This is a genomic window from Sphingomonas sp. SUN039, assembly GCF_024758725.1.
Taxonomy (GTDB): Bacteria; Pseudomonadota; Alphaproteobacteria; order Sphingomonadales; family Sphingomonadaceae; genus Sphingomonas_O.
The window spans coordinates 3,018,659-3,044,495 of the sequence record NZ_CP096972.1 but is presented as its reverse complement, the minus strand read 5'-3'; the positions used below and the strand labels follow the sequence as shown (position 1 = coordinate 3,044,495).

Annotated in this window: 21 protein-coding genes; 3 read left to right on the top strand and 18 right to left on the bottom strand. The window is 65.4% G+C overall.

All coding sequences use genetic code 11. The features are described 5' to 3' along the window. Positions 1–21: 21 nt before the first annotated feature. Entirely contained in the window at positions 22–2,109 is a 2,088-nt protein-coding gene (locus tag M0209_RS14950; protein WP_258889663.1) for a bifunctional (p)ppGpp synthetase/guanosine-3',5'-bis(diphosphate) 3'-pyrophosphohydrolase, read from the top strand. A gap of 45 nt (positions 2,110–2,154) precedes the next feature. Here M0209_RS14950 and M0209_RS14945 read toward each other — a convergent pair whose 3' ends face one another. The 5 genes from M0209_RS14945 to M0209_RS14925 form a co-directional block, all read right to left on the bottom strand. Continuing rightward, positions 2,155–3,402, bottom strand: coding sequence for a threonine synthase (locus tag M0209_RS14945; RefSeq protein ID WP_258889077.1), 1,248 nt, complete (start codon positions 3,400–3,402; stop codon positions 2,155–2,157). A gap of 1 nt (position 3,403) precedes the next feature. Then, a complete protein-coding gene (locus tag M0209_RS14940) occupies positions 3,404–3,826 on the bottom strand; it encodes a 23S rRNA (pseudouridine(1915)-N(3))-methyltransferase RlmH (protein ID WP_258889076.1) in 423 nt (140 codons plus the stop codon). Positions 3,827–3,835: 9 nt separating this feature from the next. Then, positions 3,836–4,171, bottom strand: a complete 336-nt coding sequence (gene rsfS / locus M0209_RS14935) for a ribosome silencing factor (RefSeq protein WP_258889662.1) — start codon at positions 4,169–4,171, stop codon at positions 3,836–3,838. A 61-nt stretch (positions 4,172–4,232) separates the two neighbouring features. After that, complete coding sequence (locus M0209_RS14930; RefSeq protein WP_408988239.1) at positions 4,233–4,802, bottom strand: nicotinic acid mononucleotide adenylyltransferase; 570 nt, start codon at positions 4,800–4,802, stop codon at positions 4,233–4,235. 73 nt (positions 4,803–4,875) lie between these two features. Continuing rightward, positions 4,876–6,138 (bottom strand): glutamate-5-semialdehyde dehydrogenase, encoded by a 1,263-nt coding sequence (locus M0209_RS14925; RefSeq protein WP_258889075.1) that lies wholly within the window; start codon positions 6,136–6,138, stop codon positions 4,876–4,878. A gap of 88 nt (positions 6,139–6,226) precedes the next feature. Between M0209_RS14925 and M0209_RS14920 the strand changes: the two genes are divergently transcribed. Further along, positions 6,227–7,324: a DUF3667 domain-containing protein gene (locus tag M0209_RS14920; protein ID WP_258889074.1), complete on the top strand. Its 1,098-nt coding sequence runs from the start codon at positions 6,227–6,229 to the stop codon at positions 7,322–7,324. Position 7,325: 1 nt separating this feature from the next. On the opposite strand, the gene M0209_RS14915 is transcribed toward M0209_RS14920, so the two are convergent. The 9 genes from M0209_RS14915 to M0209_RS14875 all read right to left on the bottom strand — a co-directional run bounded on the left by M0209_RS14915 (position 7,326) and on the right by M0209_RS14875 (position 17,577). Beyond that, the gene (locus tag M0209_RS14915) at positions 7,326–7,694 is read right to left on the bottom strand and encodes a hypothetical protein (RefSeq protein WP_258889073.1); all 369 of its coding nucleotides are present in this window, start codon (positions 7,692–7,694) and stop codon (positions 7,326–7,328) included. Between the two features lie 2 nt (positions 7,695–7,696). Continuing rightward, complete coding sequence (gene ftsH, locus M0209_RS14910; protein WP_258889072.1) at positions 7,697–9,652, bottom strand: ATP-dependent zinc metalloprotease FtsH; 1,956 nt, start codon at positions 9,650–9,652, stop codon at positions 7,697–7,699. Between the two features lie 61 nt (positions 9,653–9,713). Beyond that, complete coding sequence (tilS, locus tag M0209_RS14905; protein ID WP_258889071.1) at positions 9,714–10,682, bottom strand: tRNA lysidine(34) synthetase TilS; 969 nt, start codon at positions 10,680–10,682, stop codon at positions 9,714–9,716. Continuing rightward, complete coding sequence (locus M0209_RS14900; RefSeq protein WP_258889070.1) at positions 10,657–11,640, bottom strand: hypothetical protein; 984 nt, start codon at positions 11,638–11,640, stop codon at positions 10,657–10,659. The genes tilS and M0209_RS14900 overlap by 26 nt, the downstream gene beginning before the upstream one ends. Before the next feature lie 17 nt (positions 11,641–11,657). Next, positions 11,658–12,503 carry a helix-turn-helix domain-containing protein gene (locus M0209_RS14895; protein WP_258889069.1) on the bottom strand — a complete coding sequence of 282 codons (846 nt, stop codon included), beginning with the start codon at positions 12,501–12,503 and terminating at the stop codon, positions 11,658–11,660. 112 nt (positions 12,504–12,615) lie between these two features. After that, a complete protein-coding gene (gene ptsP / locus M0209_RS14890; protein ID WP_258889068.1) occupies positions 12,616–14,889 on the bottom strand; it encodes a phosphoenolpyruvate--protein phosphotransferase in 2,274 nt (757 codons plus the stop codon). 41 nt (positions 14,890–14,930) lie between these two features. Beyond that, entirely contained in the window at positions 14,931–15,938 is a 1,008-nt protein-coding gene (locus tag M0209_RS14885; RefSeq protein WP_408988209.1) for an NAD(P)H-dependent flavin oxidoreductase, read from the bottom strand. Continuing rightward, positions 15,935–16,315 (bottom strand): hypothetical protein, encoded by a 381-nt coding sequence (locus M0209_RS14880; RefSeq protein ID WP_258889066.1) that lies wholly within the window; start codon positions 16,313–16,315, stop codon positions 15,935–15,937. Before M0209_RS14880 ends, M0209_RS14885 begins: the two co-directional genes overlap by 4 nt. Next, positions 16,312–17,577, bottom strand: a complete 1,266-nt coding sequence (locus M0209_RS14875) for an aspartate kinase (protein ID WP_258889065.1) — start codon at positions 17,575–17,577, stop codon at positions 16,312–16,314. Before M0209_RS14875 ends, M0209_RS14880 begins: the two co-directional genes overlap by 4 nt. A 55-nt stretch (positions 17,578–17,632) precedes the next feature. Between M0209_RS14875 and ubiG the strand changes: the two genes are divergently transcribed. Next, the gene (gene ubiG, locus M0209_RS14870; protein WP_258889064.1) at positions 17,633–18,370 is read left to right on the top strand and encodes a bifunctional 2-polyprenyl-6-hydroxyphenol methylase/3-demethylubiquinol 3-O-methyltransferase UbiG; all 738 of its coding nucleotides are present in this window, start codon (positions 17,633–17,635) and stop codon (positions 18,368–18,370) included. Here ubiG and M0209_RS14865 read toward each other — a convergent pair. Genes M0209_RS14865 through M0209_RS14850 form a run of 4 tightly spaced genes read right to left on the bottom strand, consistent with a single transcriptional unit; the run spans position 18,367 to position 25,733 of the window. Further along, positions 18,367–19,038, bottom strand: a complete 672-nt coding sequence (locus M0209_RS14865; protein ID WP_258889063.1) for a glutathione S-transferase family protein — start codon at positions 19,036–19,038, stop codon at positions 18,367–18,369. The two genes, ubiG and M0209_RS14865, sit on opposite strands and share 4 nt — an antisense overlap. A gap of 34 nt (positions 19,039–19,072) precedes the next feature. Beyond that, on the bottom strand, positions 19,073–23,584 hold the full coding sequence (gltB, locus tag M0209_RS14860; protein ID WP_258889062.1) for a glutamate synthase large subunit: 4,512 nt from the start codon (positions 23,582–23,584) through the stop codon (positions 19,073–19,075). Beyond that, positions 23,581–24,294, bottom strand: a complete 714-nt coding sequence (locus M0209_RS14855; protein ID WP_258889061.1) for a DUF2059 domain-containing protein — start codon at positions 24,292–24,294, stop codon at positions 23,581–23,583. Before M0209_RS14855 ends, gltB begins: the two co-directional genes overlap by 4 nt. Beyond that, positions 24,291–25,733 (bottom strand): NAD(P)-dependent oxidoreductase, encoded by a 1,443-nt coding sequence (locus M0209_RS14850; protein WP_258889060.1) that lies wholly within the window; start codon positions 25,731–25,733, stop codon positions 24,291–24,293. Before M0209_RS14850 ends, M0209_RS14855 begins: the two co-directional genes overlap by 4 nt. Positions 25,734–25,837 lie beyond the last annotated feature (104 nt).

Here is a 25,837-nt window from a genome sequence, read left to right as displayed (position 1 = left end):
GCCCCCCATCATGCCCCCGCGATGCTGCGCCAGTACGAACTCGTAGAGCGGGTCAAAAGCTATGACCCCGACGCCGACGAGGCGCTGCTCGACCGCGCGTACGTGTTTTCGATGGCAGCGCACGGCAGCCAGAAACGCGCGTCGGGCGATCCCTATTATTCGCACCCCATCGAAGTCGCGGGCATATTGACCGACCTGCACCTCGACGACGAGACGATTGCGACCGCGATCCTGCACGATACCATCGAGGATACGGTCGCTACGCACGAGGAGATCGAGCGCAGGTTCGGCCCTGCCATCGCGCGCATGGTCGATGGCGTGACCAAGCTCAGCAAGATCGAGGCGCAATCGGAAAACGAGCGCGCGGCGGAAAACTTGCGGAAATTCCTGCTCGCCATGTCCGACGACATCCGCGTGCTGCTCGTCAAGCTCGCCGACCGGCTGCACAATATGCGGACGCTGCATTTCATCAAGGACGAGTCGAAGCGGCGGCGCATCGCCAAAGAGACGATGGATATCTACGCCCCGCTTGCCGAGCGGATCGGCATGTACGAGTTCATGAACGAGATGCAGGGGTTGGCGTTCCGCGAGCTCGAACCCGATGCCTATGCCTCGATCAGCAAGCGGCTCGAACAGCTCCACGCAGGCGGGGGCGACCAGATTGCGCGGATCGGATCGGGGCTCAAGCTGCTGCTCAGCCGCGCCGGGATCGAGGCCGATGTTTCAGGGCGCGAGAAGCACCCCTACTCGATCTGGAAAAAAATGGCCGAGCGCCACATCAGTTTCGAGCAGCTGAGCGACGTGATGGCGTTCCGCGCGATCGTTCCCGACGAAGATGCCTGCTACCGCGCGCTGGGCGTCATCCACCGCCGCTGGCCGACGGTACCGGGACGGTTCAAGGACTATATCTCGACGCCCAAGCGCAACGGCTACCGCTCGCTGCACACGTCGGTCATTCATTCGGAAAAAATGCGGATCGAAATCCAGATCCGCTCGTCCGAAATGCACGCGCAGGCCGAATACGGCTACGCCGCGCACTGGACCTACAAACAGGGGCAGAAGCGCCCTGACGTGCCGGGGCGGTGGATCAGCGATCTCGTCGAAATCCTCGACAATGCGGAGACGCCCGAGGAGCTGCTCGAACACACCCGCATGGCGATGTATCAGGATCGCATCTTCGCCTTCACACCGAAGGGCGAGTTGTTCCAGCTGCCCAAGGGCGCAACACCGGTCGATTTCGCCTATGCGGTGCACACCAAGCTCGGCAACGAAGCAGTCGGCGCGAAGATTAACGGCCGCGTCGTGCCGTTACGCACCCCCATCGAGAACGGCGACCAGGTCGCGATCCTGAAATCGAAGGCACAGGAGCCGCAGCCGGCGTGGCTCAACTTCGTCGTGACCGGCAAGGCGCGCGCGGCGATCCGCCGCTATGTCCGCAACAAGGAACGCGGCGAGAGCGTCGCACTGGGGCGCAAGATTTACGACGAGATCGTTGCCCGCCTGCCCGCGCAGCTCGGCAAGGAAGCACAGGCGGCGGCGCTCAAACGCCTGAAACTTGCCGACGAGGGCGCGCTGATGGAAGCCATTGCGCGCCGCACCGTCACCGACGCGCAAGTCATGGACGCGCTGATGCCGGGGTCGGCGGGCGAGGACGTGGCGACGGCCCCCGCGCAACGCGAACCGATCTCGATCAAGGGGCTGACGCCGGGCGTCGCCTTCGTCCTGTCGCCGTGCTGTCATCCGGTCCCCGGCGACCGCATCGTGGGGCTACGTCGCCCCGACGAACCGATTGCGGTCCACGCCATCGACTGCCCGGTGCTGGCCAGCGGGATCGATGCCGACTGGGTCGACCTCGCCTGGGGCGACGGCAGCGAAGGCGCCACCGCCGAACTGGTCGCGATCCTGAAAAACGAACCCGGCGCGCTGGGCGTGATGGCCGGGATTTTCGGCACGCACAAAGCCAACATCCTCAACCTGAAACTCGAAAACCGCGATGAAAGCTTTCACAGCTATCGGGTGTCGCTGGAGGTCAGCGATCTGCATCACCTGACGCGGATATTGGCGGCGTTGCGTGCGGCGGATGCGGTGAGTTCGGCGGAACGGGTGTAGGCGCAAATTCCCCCCAGCGCAGCGCGGGGGAGGAATTGGTTTGCGCTATTCTGAGAGTGCACCCCAATCGACCGGCGCAAACCGATCCAACGTCACGTTCGCCTCCGGCATCGGGTATTTCAGCCCCGTCGCGCAGTTGAACAGCACGCAGCGGTCGGTGTCTTCGATCAGGCCGGTGTCGACCGCGACTTCCCACGCCGCCGCGGTCGCCGCGCCTTCGGGACAGAGCAGCAAGCCGTCCTCGCGCGCGATGCGGTCGCGGGCCGCCATGATCGCGGGGTCGCCGACCGCGATGGCGAAGCCGTCCGATTCGCGGACCGCGTCGAGGATCAGGAAATCGCCGATGGCACCCGGCACGCGGATGCCCGCCGCCACCGTCGCGGCATCCTCCCATTTCTCGGCATGGCGTGCGCCCGCTTCATACGCCCGCACGATGGGCGCGCAGCCCGAGGCCTGCACCGCGACCATGCGCGGGCGTTCGGGGCCGATCAGCCCGATGGCCTCCAGCTCGGCAAAGGCTTTCCACATGCCGATCAGGCCGGTGCCGCCGCCGGTCGGATAGAAAATGACATCGGGCACCTCCCAATCGAGCTGTTCGACCAGTTCGAGGCCCATCGTCTTCTTGCCCTCGATCCGGTACGGTTCCTTGAGCGTCGAGAAGTCGAACCAGCCCATCGGCTCCTTGCCCGCGCCGACAATCGCGCCGCAATCGCCGATCAGGCCGTTGACCCGCCAGACCTTTGCACCCTGCAACGCAATCTCGCGCAGGTTGATTTCGGGAGTGTCGTCGGGCGCAAACACGAACGCCTCGATCCCGGCGTGCGCGCAATAGGCGGCCATGGCGGCACCCGCGTTGCCGTTGGTCGGCATCGCAATGCGCTTGATACCGAAAGCTTTCGCCATCGATACCGCCATCACGAGCCCGCGTGCCTTGAACGAGCCCGTCGGCAGGCGGCCTTCGTCCTTCACAATCGGTGCCCGCGCCCCGTGGCGTTTGCCTAGTTTCGGCAAGTCGACCAGCGGTGTTTCGCATTCGCCGAGCGAGACGATATCGGAAGTCTCGCGGACAGGCAGCAACTCGCGCCAGCGCCACATGTCGCGCGGGCGCTCGGCGAGTGCCGTTTTGGTGAGCGCACCGGCGACACCAGACAGGTCGTAGCGGACGAGCAACGGCTTGCCCGCGCGCGACAGGCCGTGGACGATGTCTGCTTCGTAGCGCTGACCGGTCTCCGAGCATTCGAGATGCGTGACGAAGGTCGCGCGGTCGGTCGTCAGATTGGCATCGGTACGCATGTCAGCCCTCGCGGTGGTACGGGTGTCCGGCGATGATCGTCGTCGCGCGGTAGAGTTGTTCGCACAGCATCGCGCGGACCAGCAGATGCGGCCAAGTGGCGGTGCCGAAGCTCAGGACTTTGTCGGCGCTTGCACGCTCGGCGGCGGTCAGCCCGTCGGCCGCGCCGATCAGGAAGCGCGCCTCGCGGACCCCGCTGTCACGCCACCCTTCGAGAAGTTTCGCAAACTGGACCGAGGTCATCGCCTCGCCGCCCTCGTCGAGCGCAACCGTTTTGCACGGGTTTAGCGGCTCCGCGACACGCCCGCCGGTTTCGGGCAACTCCGTCACCGCAAATGGCCAAACGATGCGCTTTTCATAGCGCGCCACCAGTTCGGCCTCGGAACCGCGCCCGATGCGGCCGCGCGCGACGATGTGGAGCTTCAAAGGCCCGGATCAGTGCGTCGTCGGCACGGTCGGCGCATCGCCGAACGCCCACATGCGCTCCAGATTATAGAAGCTGCGAACTTCCGGGCGGAACAGATGGACGATCACATCGCCTGCATCGATCAATACCCAGTCGGCCGTCGGCAGCCCTTCGATCCGCGCCTGACGCCCGAATTCCAGCTTGATCCGCTCGGCGATCTTGGCTGCCATCGATGCGACCTGCCGGGTCGAACGACCGCTGGCGATGACCATATGATCGGCAATCGATGATTTACCCGCCAAGGGGATCGAGATCGCCTCGACCGCCTGGTCTGCGTCGAGCTGCGCGAGGATCATCGCGTGCATCGCATCGACGGTATCGACTTTCTCTACGGAGCGGAGTGCGGTCGCGGGCAAGGAACATCCTTCATGGCAAGCGTCGCTTCAGCGCGGCGCGGGTGGCAGCTTGGTTGGAGAATTGGCGATACCAGTCGGGCGAGGCCCGGCGGATCGCCGTGGCGGACGTCGGATCGGGACGGACATGCAGGAGCACGAGCGCCGGCGGTCTCCACCTCGTCCAGTCATTCGGCTCGCCCAGGTGCCGGACGAAACGCCTGAGCCACGCCGACGCAGGACTTGCGCCGACCAGCCCCGTATAGCCCGGACGGACCACAACCGCAATCGGCACCAGGCTGCTGAGCCTCCGCCAGTCGCGCCAGCGGTGGAATTCGCCGATAATGTCGGCCCCCATGATCCAGACGAAGCGTCGTTTGGGAAAGCGGCGGACGAGCTTGCGGACAGTATCGATGGTATGGCGGGTGCGGAGCTGCGCCTCGATCGCGGTCGGACGAATGCGGCTGCGGCGAGCCATCGCGCGCGCTGCGCCGAGCCGCGCGTCGAGGGGGCCCATACCCTTGGCGGGCTTGAGCGGATTGCCGGGCGACACCAGCCACCAGACCTCGTCGAGACCCAGCGCGTCCAAAGCCGCGAGACTGATCCGCCGGTGTCCGCGATGCGCCGGATTGAACGATCCGCCGAGGAGGCCGGTGAGGGTCAGGCCGAAAACCTTTTCAAGGACGCACCTGCCCCGTCCCGCGCACCTGCCACTTGTACGTCGTCAGCCCCTCGAGCGCGACGGGGCCGCGCGCGTGCAACCGGCCCGTCGCAATACCGATTTCGGCACCCAGCCCGAACTCGCCACCGTCGGCGAACTGGGTCGAGGCGTTCCACATGACGATGGCGCTGTCGACGTCGGCCAGAAAGCGTTCAGCGGTTGCCGCGTCCTCGGTGACGATGGCATCGGTGTGGTCGGAGCTGTGGCGGGCGATATGGGCAATGGCGCCTTCGACACCGTCGACCAGCCCAACCGAGACGATGCTGTCGAGATATTCAGTGTCCCAATCCCGGGAATCGACCGGGCGAACGCGCGGGTCGAGCGCAGCGACCTCGGGCGTGCCGCGCACTTCGCAGCCCGCCTCGATCAGCGCCACGACGACCGACCCAGCGGCAGGGAACGCGCGGTCGATCAGCAGTGTCTCGGTCGAGCCGCACACGCCGGTGCGTCGCATCTTGGCATTAACCGCAATGTCGCGCGCCTTGGCGGGATCGGCGGCACCGTCGATATAGCTGTGGTTCAACCCTTCGAGATGCGCGAGCACGGGAACACGTGCCTCGTTCTGGACGCGTGCCACCAAAGTCTTGCCGCCACGCGGAATGATGATGTCGATCAGGCCCTGCGCCGCCAGCATGGCGCCGACATGTGCGCGCTCGGTCGAGGGCACGAGCTGGACCGCGTCGGCGGGCAGTCCTTCGGTCACGATCCCCTCGACCATGGCCGCGTGGATCGCGCGGTTGGTACGGATCGCTTCCGATCCGCCGCGCAATATCGCGGCATTCCCCGACTTCAGGCAGAGCGCGCCTGCATCTGCCGTGACATTAGGGCGGCTTTCGAAGATAATGCCGATCACGCCCAGCGGCACGCGGACGCGGGTGAACTTCAGGCCGTTGGGCCGGACGCTTTCGTCGATGATCTGCCCGACCGGATCGCGGAGGGCTGCAACCGCTTCGACCGCCGACGCAACGCCTTCGAGACGCCCGGCATCGAGTGCCAGCCTGTCGAGCATCGCCGCCGAAAGGCCGTTGGCCCGCGCCGCCGCCACATCGTCGCGATTGGCATTGAGGATGACGTCTGCCCCGGCCCGGATTGATGCTGCGGCAGCGATCAGCGCGCTTGCCTTGGCGGCGCTCGACGTGCGCGCCAAGACCCGCGCGGCGACGCGGGCACGGGCCGCCATATCGGCGATCAGGTCGGGAACGGGTTCGGCGTCGGCCATGGCGCGCGCCTAGCACAAGTCGGGCGCGCGCGAAAATACACGGGCGTCGGCGCTTGCGCGGCCATCCGCCTGTGATAGCACCGCGCGCATGAGCGGGGGACTTGAAGCAGCGGGAGACGCCTTGACCGGCGGCGTCATCGCGCGTGCCGTCGAGCCGCGCCACGGCGAGGATGCGGTCGGGGCCGACGGGCTGACGCACGAACAGGGCTGCCTGAATTGCGCCACGGTGCTGGTCGGCAGCTACTGCCATGCCTGCGGCCAGCACGCCCATATCCACCGGACGCTGTTCGCCATCGGACACGACATCCTGCACGGCGTGTTCCATTTCGAGGGCAAATTGTGGCGCACGCTGCCGATGCTGGCGTGGAAACCCGGCGACCTGACGCGCCGCTATATCCACGGCCAGCGCGCGCGCTTCGTCTCGCCGCTGGCACTCTTCCTGTTCACCGTGTTCCTGATGTTCGCGGCGTTCGAAAGCGTCGGGGGTCCGATCCGCCTGAAGGTCGATCGCGCGACGATGACGAATGGCGTCAAGATCGATGTGACCGACTTCGACGCCGAACTTGCCAAAACCCGCGCGCTCGTTGCCGATCTCGAACGCCAGCGGCGCGACGCGGTTGCCAAAAATGGGCCGGTCGCCGCCATCGACGAGAAGCTTGGAGACGCGCGTGACGATGTCAACGGTCTCACAGCGGCGTCGGCAATGGTGAACGGCGTGTCGCCCGAGGCATTGTCGCTGCCCGACAATCTGAAGGTAGATACCGGCTCGAAGGCGTTCGATAACAAGGTCAGGGATGCGCTCAAAAACCCCAAGCTGCTGCTCTACAAGTTGCAATCGTCCGCTTATAAATTCGCCTGGGCGCTGATCCCGTTGTCGCTGCCCTTCATGTGGCTGATCTTCGCCTGGAAACGGCAGTACAAGCTCTACGACCACGCGGTGTTCGTCACCTATTCGCTATCGTTCGTGATGGTTCTGCTCGTTGCGATGGCCCTGCTGGCCGCAACAGGGATGCCGACGGCTTGGGCATTTTTCCTGGTGCCGATCCACATGTTCCGGCAGTTGAAACAGGCCTATCTGCTCGGGTGGCTCGGCGCGATGTGGCGGACGGTAACCTTGGTGGTCTTGTCGTCGGTGGTGCTGACGCTGTTCGGTACAGCCCTGCTCGCCATGGGGCTGCTCGGCTGAGCTATTTGCAGGGGTAGCGTTTCCGCATCAGATCGTAGAGCGCGGCCTTGACGGTCGTGCGCGCCTGTACCGCTTTCGGAAGGGCGGCAAGATCGGCCATGACGATATCCGAACTCAGCTTCGCCTGCCCCTTGGGCGGCGGGCAGCCGAGATCCTTGCGGCCCTTGGCGCGCGCGGCGTCGACGTCGGCACGATAGGCGGTCGTCGCGGCCTGCATTTCGCCCCGGATGACGGGCAAGTCGGATGACATCATCGCCATCATGCCTTTGGCTTTGAGCGCCTCGGCACGGGTGAGGAACTCGGCAACCGTCATCGCATTTGCGGCGACGGGCAGCACTGTCAGCAGCGCCGCCACAGCAATCCGCCGCACGCTCACGCCCCCTGCGCTGCCGGTCCGCCAATCGCACCGGGCCGTTTCGATTTGGGCACCGACGATCCGCCCGCTGTCGGCTTGGGCTTGCCCGCATCGCGATCGGTACGGTCGGGCTGGGTGCCGTCCTTGAGCAGCGCGTCGATCTCCTCACCGGTCAGCGTCTCATATTCGAGTAGCGCATTTGCGAGCGTTTCGAGCTGGCTCCGGTTATCGGTCAGCAGCGACGTCGCCCGCGTGTTGGCCTCGTCGACCAGCCGCTTGATTTCCTTGTCGATCAGTAGTGCCGTCTCGTTCGAGATATTGTGCCGCTGCGTCTGCGAATAGCCCAGGAACGTCTCGCCCTGCTGCTCCTCGTACTGGAGCGGCCCCAACGCGTCCGACATGCCCCATTGAGTGACCATCGAGCGGGCGAGCTTGGTCGCTTGCTGGATGTCGCCCGATGCGCCCGACGACACCTTGTCATAGCCGAAGATCAGTTCCTCGGCGACACGCCCGCCCATCGAGACCGACAGGTTCGCATACATCTTGTCGCGGTGATACGAATAGCTGTCACGCTCCGGCAGCCGCACGACCATGCCCAGCGCACGACCACGCGGGATGATCGTCGCCTTGTGGATCGGGTCCGATGCGGGTTCGTGATACGAAACCAGCGCGTGTCCCGCCTCGTGGAAAGCCGTCATTTTCTTTTCGTCGTCGGTCATGACAAGCGATTTCCACTCGGTGCCCATCATCACCTTGTCCTTGGCGGATTCGAACTGGGCCATGGCTACAAGGCGCTTGCCGAGGCGCGCCGCAAGCAATGCTGCCTCGTTGGCGAGGTTGGCGAGGTCGGCACCCGAGAACCCGGGTGTCCCGCGCGCGATCCGGCGGATATCGACGTCGGGCGCGAGCGGCAGTTTCTTGACGTGGACGCCCAGAATCTTCTCGCGGCCTTCGATATCGGGCAGCGGCACCGTCACCTGACGGTCGAACCGGCCCGGGCGCAGCAGCGCGGGGTCGAGCACATCGGGGCGGTTGGTCGCCGCAACGATGATGATGCCCTCGTTGGCCTCGAACCCGTCCATCTCGACGAGCAGCTGGTTGAGCGTCTGCTCGCGCTCGTCATTGCCATTGCCGAGGCCGGCGCCGCGGTGACGACCGACGGCGTCGATTTCATCGATGAAGACGATGCACGGTGCCGCTTTTTTGGCTTCGGTGAACATGTCGCGGACACGGCTTGCGCCGACGCCAACGAACATTTCGACGAAATCCGAACCCGAAATGGTGAAGAACGGCACGCCCGCCTCGCCCGCAATGGCGCGCGCGAGCAGTGTCTTGCCGGTGCCGGGCGAGCCGACGAGCAGCGCGCCCTTGGGGATTTTGCCACCCAGTCGCGCGAACTTCGACGGGTCTTTCAGGAAATCGACGATCTCTTGCAGCTCTTCGCGCGCCTCGTCGATGCCGGCAACGTCCTCGAACGTCACGCGGCCCTCGCGGGCAGTCAGCATCTTGGCGCGGCTCTTGCCGAAACCCATCGCGCCGCCACCCGAATTCTTCTGCATCTGGCGCATGACGAAGACGGCGAGGCCGATCATCAGCACGAACGGCAGCGCCTGATAGAGCAGGATCAGCCAGATCGACGCGCCCTCCTCGGGCTGGCCCTGGAACACGACATTCGCTTTGGTCAGCCGGTCGGTCAGCGTCGGATCGTTCACCGCATAGGTCTTGAACGTCTCGCCGTTCGACAGCGTACCCGAAATCACCGTGCCCGAAATCTTGACGTCCTTGACCGACCCCTCCTCGACCTTTTGCAGGAAGGTGGAATAGGCGATGCCCGTCGATGGCGTCGCGCGTGAGCGCGTGTCGAACACCATCACGAACGCGGCAAGCGCGATCAGGATGGCGGCCCAGATCGCCAGGCTCTTCATCCAGGGATTGGGTCCATTGCTGCCGGTCGGCTGCTTGTCGTCGTTCATGGTCGGGTCGGCCTTTCGACAGCCAAGATAGGCATTCGCAGGTTAATGGCAATGGAACGGCTCAGCCGGTGCGTCCGGTTGCGCGCTCGGGAGCCAGCCTGAATACCCAGCCGGTCCCGCGCGCATCGCACGCCACGCCGTCGAGTGTCGACTTTCCGGCACCGCGCAAGGTATTCAACAGGCGTGTGACTTTGGGGCCATCGAGCTTTGCCTTGGCATTCAATAGCCGGATGCACCCTGCCACAACCCGCCGCTCGATCTCCGGCGGCAAATCGCGGGCGTCGAAAATTAGCTCATCGCCCTCGCGCACGACCCGCTCATTGCCGACCCGGCGGCTCGCCCACGCCAAGGCTTCGTCGGCTTCGTCGAGCGCTGCCGCCATCGTGACCGCTGCCAGCGGGTCGAGCCAGTCAGCGGTTGCGAGCGCCTTGCGAAGCCGCGCACGATCGTACCGGTCGTCCCGATTGCTGGGATCGTCGATCGCACCGAGTCCCGAGGCACGGACAATCCCGACGAGTTCGTTATGTCGCCAGCCGAGCAGGGGGCGCACGACATTGCCATTACGTGCGCGGATACCCGACATGCCCCCAACGCCCGATCCGCGGTTGAGCCGCATGACGACGGTTTCGAGCTGATCGTCGGCATGATGTGCCGTCATCAGCCAGGCCAGCTTTTGCCCGCTCGCCCATTCGCGGAGCTGGGCGTAACGCAGTTCCCGCGCCCATTGCCCCAAATTTCCGCGACGCCGCCCGGGCAGCGTCAGAACCGTATGGCGAATGCCGAGATCATGGCAGATCGCCGCGACAAATTCGGCCTCCTCGGTCGACTCGGGGCGCAAGCGATGATCGACCGTCGCCGCCTCGACCGACGCCCCGAAAGTGGCATGGGCGAGCAGCAGCAGCGCAAGGCTATCGGGCCCTCCCGAGACCCCAAGCCCGATGCGTTCGTCGCGCGCGACCGGCGCGACGCGGCGGCAATCGCTCAAAAATCGGTCGAGAAGCGCCTCAGGCGGCGCATTTGGCGTCGGCACGGCCCTTGGCGGCGCGCGCCTTTTGATCGGCGGTGAGCTTCGCGGCGTAGACATCGTTCAGTTCGTCGAAAACCTTGCAGGCGTCGGCAGGCTTTTTGAGCTTGACGAGCGCCTGTCCCAACCAGGCGAGGCTGTCGGCGGCACGGTCGCCGCGCGGTGCCTTTTGGTAATTGTCGTAGAATGCCACACTGGCGAGCGCCGGCTTGCCCTCGTCGAGATAGGCACGACCGAGCAGGTTCTGGGCGTAGCTCCAGCGCTTGGCAGTCACCGGGTATTTGGCGGTAAATTCCTTCAGCTTGGCTTGCGCCTCCGGATAGAATTTCGCCGTGTAGAGGCGAAAGCCATAGCTATAGGCGTCCTCCTCGGCATCGCCGGTCGCGGGGACTTCGACGGCTGCAACGGCGGCCTTACGCGCCGGATCGGCCTTGGCAGGCGCGGGGGTCACGGCGGGTTTAGTCGCGGGAGCGACAGGCTTCGGTGTCACCGGCTTGGGTGTCGTGGAAGCAGCGGCGAGCACCGGCGTCACACTGCTGGCGGGGCCGCCGGTTGCGGGTACGCCAGAGGTCGAAGATGTCCCGGACGTTGCGCCGCTGCCCTCCAGCGTTGCCAGTCGCGCCTGCACCTTGGCCAGCGCATCTTCGAGCTGCTTGATCCGGTACCCGTTCTGCTCGCTGGTCCCGGTCAGCGCCGACAGCGACTTCTCCAGTGTATCGACGCGGGTGGTGAGGTCCGACAGCGGCGCACTGGCGGGATTGCCTGCGGACGTCGTGGACGTCGGCGCGGCAGAAAGATCGGGCTGCACCGGCGCACCCTGCGGGAACACGGTCCGTTGAACCGCTTTCATTTCCTTTTCGAGCTTCCCGACGCGCAGGTCGAGCTGGCCGGTCGCCGTCTGGGCAATACCGGCGGTGGCGACACCGGTCAGCAGCAGGGCGATAACAGCGGCAGCTCTGGTCATCTTCACGTCCGATCGTGTCAATTCGGTTGCGCGGCAGCCGCATTCAGCGGTGTCGGGGTGGTCGGAACTGCGGTATCGACCACCGGCGGGCGCGCGGCAAGGGCCGCAGCGGTCAGAACCACGTCACGGATCGTTTTTTCAGGAGGCCCGAGCGGCGCGACCGCGCTGCCGCCGACCGCGACCTTCAGCGCATCCGGGCGTCCGGTGCGGATCATCGGCGTATCGGCATCGCCCGGAACCGGCCAGGTTTCACCCGCCGCCATCTCCTTTTCGAACAGCACCTTGTCGTTCTTGTCATAGATGCGCAGCCACACCGGCGCAGTCGCGGTCAGGACGACCTGGCCGGTCGACGGGGCAGCCACCTGTGGCTGCGGCGTGGCAGGCGCGGTGGCAACCACCGGCGGCGGGGCCGGTTCGGGGCCGGGCGCGCTGGCATCGCCGAACGCCATGCTCTTCCACACGAAATAGCCGATCAGCAGCACCACGGCGATGCCGGCCGCCGTCCATGCCAGCAAGCGCGACGGGACGCGGGTCGGATCGACCGGCTCGTAAGGTGCAGATTCATTGGCCTCGAGGGGCGCGCGACCGAGTTCCGCGCGCAGATCGCGCGCGACATCGATTTCGTTCAGCCCGACCGCGCGCGCATATTGGCGCGCAAAGCCGAGCGCATAGGTGATCGAGGGCAGACTGGCATAATCCGACCGCTCGATGGCCTCGAGATGGCGCATCGGCACGCGGGTCTTGGTGGCGATATCGCCCAGATCGAGCCCGCCGGCGAGCCGGGCCGCGTGAAGACGTTCGCCGACGCTGTGGGGAAACAGCCCGGCGGCCTCGGCCCCGCTCTCGGTCACGCCGTCGACCATTGAATTCTCTCCAGGTCGCCGCCTGCGTCCCGTGACGTCCGACCGAAAAGCTGTGTCACAATTGATTGCACCCGTGTCAACCGGACCGGCGCGCAGTCACAATCGGCAACAATTACGACAGTTCGACACCCGCCGCCTGTGCCCATGCGGTCAGGTGCGCGCGCATATCGGCAGGGGGTGCCGCAAGCACGGCAGGCAGAGCGGCCCGCAGCGCCGCGACGTCGAGCGAGCAGATCATCGCCTTCACCGGGCCGATCGCGGCAGGCGTGATCGACAGCCGGTCGATGCCGAGGCCGATCAGCGCCATCGCCTCCAGCGTCCGTCCGCCCATTTCGCCGCAGACGCCAACCTGTACCTTATGGGCGTCCCCCTCGCGCACGATGCGCGCGAGGAAGCGCAGGATAGCGGGACTTAGCCAGTCATAGCGTTCGGCGAGTTTCGGGTTGGCGCGGTCGGCGGCAAACAGGAACTGGGTCAGGTCGTTGGTGCCGATCGACAGGAAATCGAGCTTCGGACAAAGAATATCGAGCACTTCCGCCAAGGCCGGGACTTCGAGCATTGCGCCGTAACGGATCGACGTCGGCAGGCGTTTGCCGCGCTCGTGCAACCAGTTCCGCTGCGCTTCGAAAATCGCCTTGGCCTCGTCGAACTCCCAAGGCTCGCTGACCATCGGGAACATGACGTTGAGCGTCTTACCCGCGCTCGCCTCCAGCAGCGCGCGCGCCTGCGCCTTCATCAGGCCACCGCGTTCGAGCGCGACGCGTAACGCGCGCCAGCCCATTGCGGGATTCTCTTCCTCGTCGGCGCCTTCGGCGTGAAGATAGGGCAGCGCCTTGTCGCCGCCGATATCGACCGTGCGGAAAATGACCGGACGTTCGCCCGCCGCGTCCAGCACATCCTTGTAGAGCCGCTGCTGGCGTTCGCGCTGCGGCATGGTCGCCGACACGAGAAACTGGAATTCGGTGCGGAAAAGCCCGATGCCGTCGGCCCCGGTCGGATCGAGCGCCGCGACATCGTCGCGCAGCCCCGCGTTCATCATCAGCGTAACCCGGTGACCGTCCTTCGACACCGGCGGCACATCGCGGAGCGCCTGGAACTGGGCACGGCGCTTCTGGCCGATGGCGAGGCGCGTCTCGAACGCATCCTCGATAGCGGTCGTCGGACGGCACACCACGCTCGCCTGGCCAACGTCGAGCAGCAACAGATCGCCGTCGACGACATGCTGACGCACATCCTTGACGCGCCCCAGCACCGGCACGCCCATCGCCCGCGCCACGATGGTGACGTGCGCGGTCAGCGAGCCTTCCTCGAGCAGCACGCCCTTCAACCGCCGCCGGTCGTATTCGAGCAATTCGGCGGGGCCCAGATTGCGCGCGATCAGGATCGTGTCCTGCTTCAGCCCCTGCGACGCCGCCGTCCCCAATTGCCCCGAAACGATCCGCAGCAGCCGGTTCGCCAGATCTTCCAGATCGTGCATCCGGTCGGCGAGCAGGGGATCGTCGATCTGGCGCATCCGCATGCGGGTGCGCTGCTGGACGCGCTCGATGGCAGCCTCGGCGGTCAGCCCGCTGTCGATCGCCTCGTTGATCCGGCGACCCCAGCCCTCGTCGTACGCGAACATCCGATAGGTATCGAGCACTTCGCGGTGTTCGCCGTCGCCGCCGAATTCGGCCTGGCTCGCCATATTGTCGATCTGCTCGCGCATCTTGGCAAAGGCGGAATAGACGCGCGCGCGCTCGGCCTCGGTGTCTTCGGCCACGGTATGCTCGATGACGATGCGCGGGTTGTGATAGACGGCAAATCCGCGCCCCATCCCCTCGACGAGTTTCAGACCCGAGAGCCGCTGTCCCTGCGTCTGCGGTGCCCGCGTGGCATTGGCACGGCTGTCATCGACCAGACCCGCATTGGCGATCAGTTCGGACAACACCATCGCGACGGTCTGCAACGCCTCGATCTCGACTTCGTCATAGGGGCGCGGATCGGCATGCTGGACGCACAGCACCCCGACGGCGGCCTGACGGCGCACAATGGGCACGCCCGCGAAGGAGTGGAACAGATCCTCGCCGGTCTCGGGCTTATAGGCGAAGTCGGGGTGGCTGGTCGCTTCGTCGAGGTTGAGCGTCGCGACGTCCTGCGCGATGGTGCCGACCAGCCCCTCGCCGAGCGCCATACGGGTGACGTGCACCGCCTCCTGCTTCAGGCCGCGCGTCGCAAACAGTTCGAGCAGGCCGTCGCGCAGCAGATAGATCGAGCAGACCTCGCTCTGCATCGCTTCGCCGATGATGTTGACGACCTGGTTGAGCTTGGCCTGCGCCCCCGTCCGCGCCGCCATGACTTCGTGCAGGCGGGTCAGGATTTCGCGGGCAGAGGCGACGGCAGCGGGCATGGAGCAGGGCTAGCAGAACCGCCCCCGCTGTCCAGCCAACACTATCTTGTGCCGAGCGCGGCTTCGGCCTGCTCCACCAGTTCGGCGAGGATGTCGGCGACGGGCTCTTCCTTCGTCAGCATCCCGACCGATTGCCCCGCCATCAGCGAACCGCCCTCGACATCGCCGTCGATCACCGCACGGCGCAGTGCCCCGGCCCAGAAATATTCGATCTGGAGCTGTGCCTCGTTCATATCCACCTTGCCCTCGTCGAGCAGGCGGGCGACTTCGATCTGCTTGGCGGTGAACGCCTCGGTCCCCGCGTTCTTCAGCGCGCGCACCGGGATGACCGGCAGGCGCGGGTCGATCTGGACGCTGGGCATGGCGTCGCGGGCATTGGCGCGGAAAAACGCTTTCTTGAACGCCGGATGCGCAATGCTTTCGGTCGCACAGGCAAAACGCGTGCCGAGTTGAACCCCGGCGGCCCCCATTTCGAGATAGCCGGCAATCGCCTCGCCCCGCCCGATGCCGCCCGCGACGAACACGGGGACTTGCGTCGCGATCTCGGGCAGGATTTCCTGGGCCAGTACCGAGGTCGCGACCGGGCCGATATGCCCGCCCGCTTCATGCCCCTCGATCACCAGCGCATCGACACCCGAGCGGATCAGCTTCTTGGCCATGACGAGCGCAGGCGCGAACGCGATGACCTTTGCCCCCGTTGCCTTGATCGCATCGAGCGCGCCCGCCGGAGGAATGCCGCCCGCGAGCACGATATGGCCGATGCCATGCCGCCCGCACAGCGCGATAAGCTCGTTGAGATGCGGGTGCATGGTGATGAGGTTGACGCCGAACGGCTTGGTCGTCCGCTTCCTGGTCTCGGCGATTTCGGTGTCGAGCAGATCGACCGTCATCGCCCCGCACGCGATCAGCCCGAACCCGCCCGCGTTGGAGACGGCAGACACCAGATGCCGCTCGCTCACCCACGACATCGCGCCGCACATGATCGCAGTTTCGCTGCCGAGGAAATCGGTGCCGCGCTGCATGAGGGATTGTAGGGCACCCGACATCATTTTGACTTCTTTCCGCCCAACTGGCTCAACCTAAGAATGGTGTAATCAAGCTCGCACCAGATATTATCTGACTGGTCGGACGGCGGGACGCACCGTTCCTGCATCGTGAGCTTCCAGCGCTTTTGCGCTTGCTGCAGCTTAAGTCGTTCTTTCGCAGACGCCGTCCGCAACAGCCAAGTGTATCGTGTAGCGAGACGTTTGGCTTGAATCCCAAGTTCTACGGTCGTGCAGTCGACGTCGGGGCGTCCGGTTGGGGCGGGATCTTTCAGGCACTCACGATACGCAGCGGTGTAGTAGGGGCGAAGGCCATCGATGGTTGGCTCGGCATGGCCAGACGTTGCGGCTGCTAACGCGAAAATAGCCGCTGCTGCGATCAACCCGCTTCCTCCGCATCCAGCCCGTACGCCGTGTGCAGCACCCGAACCGCCAGCTCGGTTTCATCCTCGTGGATCAGCACGCTGACCTTGATCTCCGACGTCGTGATCGCCTGAATGTTGATGCCGCGTTGGGCGAGCGCGGTGAACATCGCCGACGCAACGCCTGCATGGCTCCGCATCCCGACGCCGACGACCGAAATCTTGGCGACGCGGGTGTCGTGGACAATCTCGCCATAGCCGATGTCGCCCTTGGCCTTGTCGAGCAGATCGAGCGAGCGGGCAAGGTCCGACGCCGGGACCGTGAACGTCACGTCCGTCGAGCCCGTGCCGTGCGAAATGTTCTGGATGATCATGTCGACGTTGATCGAGCCGTCGGCGAGCGGCGTGAAGATATTGGCGACCGCACCGGGTTTGTCCGGCACATTGGTCAGCGTGATCTTCGCCTCGTTCTTGTCATGCGCGATGCCGGTGATGAGCTGGCGTTCCATGTCGTCTCCTAATTCTGCATCGCCGACGATCATCGTGCCGGGCAAAGTGTCTGCGGCGGGAGCGTCGGCGGGATCGTCGAACGACGACAGCACCTGCACCCGCACGCCCTCTTTCATCGCGAGGCCGACCGAGCGGGTCTGCAGCACTTTCGCGCCGACGCTCGCGAGTTCGAGCATTTCCTCGTACGTGACACGCTTCAGCTTGCGCGCGCGCGGCACGATGCGCGGGTCGGTGGTATAGACCCCGTCGACATCGGTGTAGATGTCGCAGCGGTCGGCCTTGACGGCGGCTGCCACTGCAACTGCGGAGGTGTCGGAGCCACCGCGACCGAGCGTCGAAATCCGGTTGCCCGGTCCCATGCCCTGAAAACCGGGGATCACCGCAACTTCGCCGCCCGCCATCGCTTCACGCAAGGCTGCTGTATCGATGTCCTCGATCCGTGCCTTGGCATGGGCGTCGTCGGTGCGGATCGGCATTTGCCAGCCGAGCCAGCTGCGCGCCTTTACGCCCAGCGCCTGAAGCGCAATCGCCAGCAGTCCCGAAGTCACCTGCTCGCCCGCCGCGACCACCACGTCATATTCGCGCGGGTCGTGCAGCGGCGATGCCTCGCGGCAGAAATTCACCAGCCGGTCGGTCTCGCCCGCCATCGCCGAGACGACCACCGCGACTTCGTTGCCCGCATCGACCTCGCGCTTCACGCGCTGCGCCACGCTGCGGATACGCTCGGTCCCCGCCATCGACGTGCCGCCGAATTTCATTACGATCCGCGCCATAGTCCGCGCAACTTCCCCCTTTGGTCTTGAAGCGCGGCCCTGCTAGCTAGGGGGCATGACCGACGCAAGCGTGGCCCCGACAACGATATCTTCGCACGAGGCAAGCCATTTCGGGGCGCTCGCCGCCGACTGGTGGGATCCCAAGGGCTCATCGGCAATGCTCCACCGGCTCAATCCGGTTCGGCTGGGCTATATCCGCAGTGCCATCGACCGCCATTTCGGCAGCGACGAAACGGCGCGGCACCCGCTGGCGGGCAAGCGCGCGCTCGACATGGGCTGCGGGGCAGGGCTGCTGTGCGAACCGCTGGCGCGGCTGGGGGCCGACGTGACCGGCGTCGATGCGGCCCCCGAGAATATCGCGGCGGCGCAGCTTCACGCCGCCCACGTCGGTCTGTCGATCGATTACCGCAGCGGCGACACCGGCGCGGTAGCGGGGGAGCGGTTCGATCTGGTCACGTCGCTCGAAGTGATCGAACATGTCAGCGACCCCGCCGCATTCGTGGCGGGGCTGGCGGGCGCGCTGGCGGAAGGGGGGCTGATGGTCCTGTCGACGCCCAATCGCACGCCGCTATCGCGCCTGACGATGATTACCGTCGGCGAGGGGCTCGGCCGAATTCCGCGCGGCACCCACGACTGGGACAAGTTCATTGCGCCAGACGAATTGACGGCGTTGCTGGCCGACGCGGGATTGAAAGTGATCGATACGACCGGCTTCGCCTTTGATCCGGTGCGCGGGGCGCGGCTGACCGACAATCTGTCGCTCGATTACTTCGTAACGGTGGTCGCGGCCTAGAAATCCACCTTGTCGTAGTCCGCAGGCGGCGCGATCCCCGCCATCCGCTCGGCGAGCAGCGGCCGGAAGCTGGGGCGCGATTTCAAGCCCATATACCAGACCCGCGTATTCTCGTGCGCGCGCCAGTCGATGCCGCCGAGATAGTCGGCGACCGAGATATGCGCTGCCGCGGCCAAATCGGCGAGGCTGAGCGCGCTGCCCGCAATCCAGTTATGCCGGTGGAGCAGCCAGTCGACATAGTCGAGCATCTCGTTGGCGGCCTTCATCGCCTCGCGCAGCGCCGCCGTGTCGGGCGACATGCGGTGGACGATACGCTTGTACATCCGCTCGCCCAGCAAGGGGCCGGTGACGGCAGCATGGAATTGCTCGTCGAACCATGCGGTCAGGCGGCGGATTTCGGCGCGGTCGGTCGCGGTTCCCGAAATCATCTTCGACTTTTCGACCGTCTCCTCGAAATATTCGCAGATGGCGACCGAGTGGATTAATTTGGTCCCGCGTTCCTGATCGACCATGACCGGGGTCTGGCCGGCGGGATTGAGATCGATGAACTCGTCGCGCCGCTCCCACGGCTTTTCGAGCTTGAGTTCGTAACCCACACCCTTTTCGCCGAGCAAAAGCCGGACCTTGCGCGAAAACGGACACAGCGGGAATTGGTGAATCAGCCACATATCGGGGGTGCTTTAGCGCAAGCGACCCCGAATTCTACTCCGCCGCTACCAAATGTTCGCGGTCGTCGAGCGGATGGGCCAGCCGCGACAACATTTCCTTCGGCACGACCTGCCAGAACTGGTCCCGCCAGCGGTCCCAGTCGTCGAGGATCGCGTTCGACCATTTGCTGTCGGTCGCCAGCGCATGTTCGGCGATCAGCGCGCGGCATTTGGTTTCCCAGTGCAGCGACGACAGCCGGTTCCAGGTAATCGTCTCGGCATTGGCGCGCGCGGCGAAATTGCCCTCCGTATCGAGAACGAACGCCATCCCGCCCGACATGCCCGCGCCGAAATTCTCGCCGACTTCGCCCAGAATCACGGCGGTGCCGCCGGTCATATATTCGCAGCCATTCGCGCCGCAGCCCTCCACGACGACTTCGGCTCCCGAGTTCCGCACGGCGAAACGCTCGCCCGCCTGCCCTGCAGCGAACAGCTTCCCGCTGGTTGCGCCGTACAGCACGGTGTTGCCGATGATCGTGTTGTGCTGGGTTTCCAGCGGCGACGATACCATCGGGCGCAGCGTGATGATGCCGCCCGACAGCCCCTTGCCGACATAGTCGTTGGCGTCGCCGAACACTTCGAGCGTGATCCCCTTGCACAGGAACGCGCCGAGCGATTGCCCCGCCGACCCGCGCAGCCGGACCTGGACATGATGGTCGTTGAGCGCCGACATCCCATAGAGCGAGGTGATTTCCGCCGACAACCGCGTCCCGACCGCGCGATGGGTATTCCGCACCGTATAGGTCAGCTGCATCTTCTCGCGCCGTTCGAATACCGGTTTGGCGTCGTGCAGGATTTGCGCGTCGAGGCTGTCGGGCACCGGGTTGCGGCCACCGGGTACGTTGAACCGGCGCTGGTCGTCGTCGGCATCGACCTTGGCGAGGATCGGGTTGAGGTCGAGGTCGTCGAGATGCTCCGCGCCGCGGCTGACCTGGCGCAGTAATTCGGTGCGGCCGATCACTTCGTCCAATGACTTCACGCCCAGCCGCGCGAGGATTTCACGGACCTCCTCGGCGATGAAGGTCATCAGGTTGATGACCTTTTCGGGCGTGCCGGTGAATTTCTTCCGCAGCCGCTCATCCTGAACGCAGACGCCGACCGGGCAGGTGTTCGAATGGCATTGCCGCACCATGATGCAGCCCATCGCCACCAAGGACAAAGTGCCGATGCCGAACTCCTCCGCCCCCAATATCGCGGCAATCACGATATCACGCCCGGTTTTCAGTCCGCCGTCAGTGCGAAGTTTGACGCGGTGGCGCAGACCGTTGAGCGTCAGCACCTGATTGACCTCGCTGAGGCCCATTTCCCACGGCGTGCCGGCGTATTTGATGCTGGTTTGCGGCGACGCGCCGGTGCCGCCGACATGGCCCGCGATCAGGATGCAGTCGGCGTGTGCCTTGGCCACGCCCGCCGCGACGGTGCCGATGCCTGCCGACGACACCAGCTTCACGCACACCCGCGCGCGGGTGTTGATCTGCTTGAGGTCGTAGATGAGCTGCGCCAGATCCTCGATCGAATAAATGTCGTGATGCGGCGGCGGCGAAATGAGCGTCACCCCCGGGGTCGAGTGGCGGAGCTTGGCGATCAGCTCGGTCACCTTGAAGCCGGGCAACTGCCCCCCCTCGCCGGGCTTGGCCCCCTGCGCGACCTTGATCTCAATTTCCTCGGCCGAGCCCAGATATTCCGCCGTTACGCCGAAGCGCCCGCTCGCGATCTGCTTGATCGACGAATTGGCGTTGTCGCCGTTGGGATAGGGTTTGAAGCGTGCCGAATCCTCGCCGCCTTCGCCCGAAACGGCCTTGGCACCGATGCGGTTCATCGCGATGGCGAGCGTCTCGTGCGCCTCGGGGCTGAGCGCGCCCAGCGACATGCCTGGCGTCACGAACCGCTTGCGGATTTCGGTGATTGCCTCGACCTGATCGACCGGCACCGGCTCCTTGGCGTAATTGAATTCAAGCAGGTCGCGCAGATAGACCGGCGGTAAATCGCGGACGCCGCGCGCGAATTGCAGATAGGTCGAATAACTGTCGGTGCCGACGGCGGTCTGCAACAGGTGCATCAGCTGCGCCGAATAGGCATGCGCCTCGCCCCCTGCGCGCTGACGATAGAAGCCGCCGATGGGCAGCGTCGCGACGCCGCTGTCGTACGCCGCCTCATGCCGCTCGTGCGCGTTGATGTAGAGCGAGGCATAGCCCTCGCCCGAAATCTTGGCGGGCATGCCCGGGAACAGATCGTCGACCAGCGCACGACTGAGGCCGACCGCTTCGAAATTATAGCCGCCGCGATAGCTGGAGATCACCGCGATCCCCATTTTCGACATGATCTTGAGCAACCCCTCGCCAATGGCCGAGACATAGCGCGCCACGCAGGTCGCAAGCGTCAGATCGCCGAACAGCCCGCGCGTGTGGCGGTCGGCAATCGACGCCTCGGCCAGATGCGCGTTTACCGTCGTGGCACCCACGCCGATCAGCACCGCGAAATAATGCGTGTCGAGACATTCCGCCGAGCGCACGTTGACGCTGGCGTAGGAGCGCAGCCCTTTTCGCACGAGATGCGTATGGACCGCAGCGGCGGCGAGCACCATCTGGATGCCGACGCGGGTTTCGGACACCGCCTCGTCGGTCAGGAACAGCTCACTGCGCCCCTCGCGGATCGCCTGTTCCGCCTCCGACCGCACCCGCGCAATCGCGGCGCGCAGGCCGTCCGCGCCTGAATCTGCATCGAACGTGCAGTCGATCTCGGCGGCGACCGGACCGAAATGCCCCTTCAGCCGCGCCCAGTCCGCGTTCGACAGCACCGGGGTGTCGAGCACGAGCACCCGGTCGCGCCCCGAATCCTGATCGAGGATGTTGGCGAGGTTGCCGAAGCGTGTCTTGAGCGACATCACCTGCCGCTCGCGCAGACTGTCGATCGGCGGGTTGGTGACCTGCGAGAAGTTCTGGCGGAAGAACTGGTGGATCAGGCGCGGCTTGTCCGAAATCACGGCGAGCGGCGTATCGTCGCCCATGCTGCCGACCGCTTCCTTGGCGTCCTCGACCATCGGCGACAGGATCAGCTCCATGTCCTCGAGCGTCATCCCCGCCGCCACCTGTCGCCGCGTCAGTTCGGCCCGCGACAGCGGCACGTCTGCCGCGGCGACCTCCGACAGGTCCGTGAGCTTCAGGAAATCGCCGACCATCTCGCCATAGGGCGCTTCGCCCGCCAGCTGGTCCTTCAGCTCGCGGTCGTGGAAGAGTTTGCCCTCTTGCAGGTCGACCCCGATCATCTGGCCCGGGCCGAGTCTGCCTTTGGCTATGACCGTCGCCTCGGGCACCACGACCATGCCGGTCTCGCTGCCGACGATCAGCAGGTCGTCGTTGGTCAGCGTATAGCGCAGCGGACGCAGCGCGTTGCGGTCCATCCCCGCGACCGCCCAGCGACCGTCGGTCATGGCGAGCGCGGCAGGGCCGTCCCACGGCTCCATCACGCTCGCCAGATAGGCGTACATATCCTTGTGCGCCTGCGGCATGTCGGCCTTGGCCTGCCACGCTTCGGGGACGAGCATGGTCTTTGCGGTCGGCGCGTCTCTCCCCGAGCGGCAGATCACCTCGAACACCGCATCGAGCGCAGCGGTGTCGCTCGCGCCCGCCGGAATCACCGGTTTGATGTCGTCCGATGAATCGCCGAAGGCGAGGCTCGCCATCCGGATTTCATGCGCCTTCATCCAGTTCTTGTTACCACGGATGGTGTTGATCTCGCCGTTATGCGCCAGCGCGCGGAACGGTTGCGCCAGCCACCATTGCGGGAAGGTGTTGGTCGAATAGCGCTGGTGGAAAATCGCGACGCGCGAGGTGAACCGTTCGTCGGTCAGGTCGGGGTAGAACACCGACAGGCTCTCGGCGAGGAACAGCCCCTTGTAGACAATCGAGCGGCACGAAAGCGAGCAGACGTAGAAGCCCTGGATCTGCGCGGCGATGATCCGCCGTTCGATCCGGCGGCGCACAAGGTACAGGTTCTTTTCGAACTCCTCGATACTGACCGCATCGGGCGCGGGGCCGGCGATCATGATCTGCTCGATCTCGGGACGCAGCGATTGCGCCTTGCGCCCGATCACCGAGATGTCGACCGGCACCTGCCGCCATCCGTAGATGGTGTAGCCCGCGTCGATGATTTCGCTTTCGACAATGGTGCGGCAGCTCTCCTGCGCGCCGAGATCGGTGCGGGGGAGGAAGATCATGCCGACCGCGAGCCGCCGGTTCGGGATCGGCTTGTGCCCGCTGCCGACAATCGCGTCGTCGAAGAACGCGAGCGGCAAATCGACATGGAGTCCCGCGCCGTCGCCGGTCTTACCATCGGCATCGACCGCGCCGCGGTGCCACACGGCCTTCAGCGCCTCGATGGCCGATGCCACGACGCGGCGGCTCGCGCGCCCATCGGTCGCGGCGACGAGGCCGACGCCGCAGGCATCGGATTCCATGTCGGGGCGGTACATGCCCTCGGCGGCGAGACGTTCGCGCTGGTCGGTCATTTCTTCATCTTCTTCGGGTCGATGCCGAGCAGGGCGGCGAGCTCGGCACGCTCGGCCTCGGTCAGGTCGGCATATTTCTTCGCTTTCGGCAACGATGCCGCAGCCTTGGCTGCGGCACCGACCAGCGTCGGCATCGCTTCCATAATCTTGGGCATCTGTGCCTGCATCCGCCCCATCACCGCCGGGTCCATGAACAGCAGCATCTGCTGTCCGGCAAAGCTGTTGCCGGTCGGGGTTGCAAAGAACGTCTTGAGTTCGCCCAGTTCGGCAGGCGTGAACCGGTGCGCGAGCGATTCGGCGAGCCCCGCGCGCAAGTCCGGCTCCATCTTTTCGAACAGCGGGATCATCCCCTTGAACATGCCGTCCATCACCAGCCGCATGCGTTCCTTGAACGCCGGATCGAGGATGGCCATGACCTTGTTCACGGTGGCCTTGTCGAGCTTTGCCGCTGCGTCGGTATCCAGCCCATAGGCCTTCACCAGATCGCCCAGCGGCATGTTGCCCATCTGGTCGATCATGCCCGACATCATCTTGGAGAAGGTGTCGCCGAGCATTTTCCGGTACGTGCCGTCGGGAAACAGCTTTGCCGCGATGTCGGTCGCGACCGGCGAGGGTGCGGCGGCCGGCGGCGCGTCATGGGTTGCCACCACGGTCTGGGCCGACAGCGGCGTGGCGAGTGCAAGCGTGGCCAGAGCGATCATCGTCTTCATGCAGCCAGCCTTTCCTGCTTCGCCTTTGCCTTCAAATACCCGTGCATGCGCTCGGCCACATCGCGCCCGTCGCGCACGGCCCAGACGACAAGGCTCGCGCCGCGCACGATGTCGCCGCCCGCGAACACGCCGTCGAGGCTGGTCATCATCGTCTTGTGGTCGATCCGCACGGTGCCCCAGCGCGTGACGCCAAGGTCGGCGCTGCCGAACAGCTTGGGCAAATCTTCGGCGTCGAACCCCAGCGCTTTGATGACGAGGTCTGCGTCGAGGCGGAACTCGCTGCCGGGATCGGGTTCGGGCGCACGGCGGCCGCTGGCATCGGGGCGTCCGAGACGCATCTTGGTGGCGCGGACGCCGCTGACGCCCTCCGTCCCGTCGAACGCTTCGGGCGCGGACAGCCAGACGAATTCGACGCCTTCTTCCTCGGCGTTCGCCACTTCGCGTTGCGACCCCGGCATGTTGGCGCGGTCGCGGCGGTAGAGGCACTTCACCGACGCCGCGCCCTGCCGCACCGCCGTCCGCACGCAGTCCATCGCGGTGTCGCCGCCGCCGATGACGACGATATCCTTGCCGCGGGCATCGAGCGACCCGTCATCGAACGCGGGCACGGCATCGCCAAACCCCTTGCGGTTCGAGGCGGTCAGATAATCGAGCGCATCGACCACCCCCGGCGCGCCGACGCCCGGTGCCTTGATCGCACGCGGTTTGTAGACGCCGGTGCCGATAAAGACCGCGTCGTGTTTCTGGCGGAGTTCGTCGAGCGTCGCGTCGCGGCCGACTTCGAATCCGTGATGGAAGACGATGCCGCCCTCGCGCAGCCGTTCGACGCGGCGCATGACGACGGGCTTTTCGAGTTTGAACCCCGGAATGCCATAGGTCAGCAGCCCGCCTGCGCGGTCGTAACGGTCGTAGATGTGCACCTCATAGCCGCGCACGCGCAGCAGCTCGGCAACCGTCATCCCCGCCGGTCCCGCGCCGATGACGCCGACCGACTGGCCCTTCGACGGACCCGGCACAATGGGTTCGACCCAGCCTTCTTCCCACGCCGTGTCGGTGATGAACTTTTCGACCGAGCCGATGGTCACTGCGCCATGGCCCGAAAACTCGATGACGCAATTGCCTTCGCAGAGACGATCCTGCGGGCAGATACGGCCGCAGATTTCGGGCATCGTCGAGGTCGCGTTCGACAGCTCATATGCCTCGCGCAGCCGCCCCTCTGCCGTCAGGCGCAGCCAGTCGGGGATGTGGTTGTGCAGCGGGCAATGCACCGAGCAATAGGGGACGCCGCATTGCGAGCAGCGCGCCGACTGGTCCTCGGCGCTCTCCACGGCATAACGGTCCGCAATTTCTCGAAAGTCATCCATACGCGCGGTCGCGGCCCGCTTGGCGGGATAGGCCTGGTCGCGGTCGACGAACTTCAGCATCGGGTTATCGGCCATCATGCCCTCCGACGGGCGCGGATAGAGCGATTCCCGATAGAGTCAAGATTATAGGTCAGATATACTGACTTAACTAATCGGGGCCGCTTCGGCTCAACCCGAAA

Excerpts from the sequence above, each read along its gene's own strand:
- M0209_RS14950 (WP_258889663.1), top strand. The coding sequence starts at position 22 with ATGCTGCGCCAGTACGAACTCGTAGAGCGGGTCAAAAGCTATGACCCC.
- M0209_RS14945 (WP_258889077.1), bottom strand. The coding sequence starts at position 3,402 with ATGCGTACCGATGCCAATCTGACGACCGACCGCGCGACCTTCGTCACG.
- rsfS (WP_258889662.1), bottom strand. The coding sequence starts at position 4,171 with ATGCACGCGATGATCCTCGCGCAGCTCGACGCAGACCAGGCGGTCGAG.
- M0209_RS14925 (WP_258889075.1), bottom strand. The coding sequence starts at position 6,138 with ATGGCCGACGCCGAACCCGTTCCCGACCTGATCGCCGATATGGCGGCC.
- M0209_RS14920 (WP_258889074.1), top strand. The coding sequence starts at position 6,227 with ATGAGCGGGGGACTTGAAGCAGCGGGAGACGCCTTGACCGGCGGCGTC.
- ftsH (WP_258889072.1), bottom strand. The coding sequence starts at position 9,652 with ATGAACGACGACAAGCAGCCGACCGGCAGCAATGGACCCAATCCCTGG.
- M0209_RS14900 (WP_258889070.1), bottom strand. The coding sequence starts at position 11,640 with ATGACCAGAGCTGCCGCTGTTATCGCCCTGCTGCTGACCGGTGTCGCC.
- M0209_RS14895 (WP_258889069.1), bottom strand. The coding sequence starts at position 12,503 with ATGGTCGACGGCGTGACCGAGAGCGGGGCCGAGGCCGCCGGGCTGTTT.
- ptsP (WP_258889068.1), bottom strand. The coding sequence starts at position 14,889 with ATGCCCGCTGCCGTCGCCTCTGCCCGCGAAATCCTGACCCGCCTGCAC.
- M0209_RS14885 (WP_408988209.1), bottom strand. The coding sequence starts at position 15,938 with ATGATGTCGGGTGCCCTACAATCCCTCATGCAGCGCGGCACCGATTTC.
- M0209_RS14875 (WP_258889065.1), bottom strand. The coding sequence starts at position 17,577 with ATGGCGCGGATCGTAATGAAATTCGGCGGCACGTCGATGGCGGGGACC.
- ubiG (WP_258889064.1), top strand. The coding sequence starts at position 17,633 with ATGACCGACGCAAGCGTGGCCCCGACAACGATATCTTCGCACGAGGCA.
- M0209_RS14865 (WP_258889063.1), bottom strand. The coding sequence starts at position 19,038 with ATGTGGCTGATTCACCAATTCCCGCTGTGTCCGTTTTCGCGCAAGGTC.
- gltB (WP_258889062.1), bottom strand. The coding sequence starts at position 23,584 with ATGACCGACCAGCGCGAACGTCTCGCCGCCGAGGGCATGTACCGCCCC.
- M0209_RS14855 (WP_258889061.1), bottom strand. The coding sequence starts at position 24,294 with ATGAAGACGATGATCGCTCTGGCCACGCTTGCACTCGCCACGCCGCTG.
- M0209_RS14850 (WP_258889060.1), bottom strand. The coding sequence starts at position 25,733 with ATGGCCGATAACCCGATGCTGAAGTTCGTCGACCGCGACCAGGCCTAT.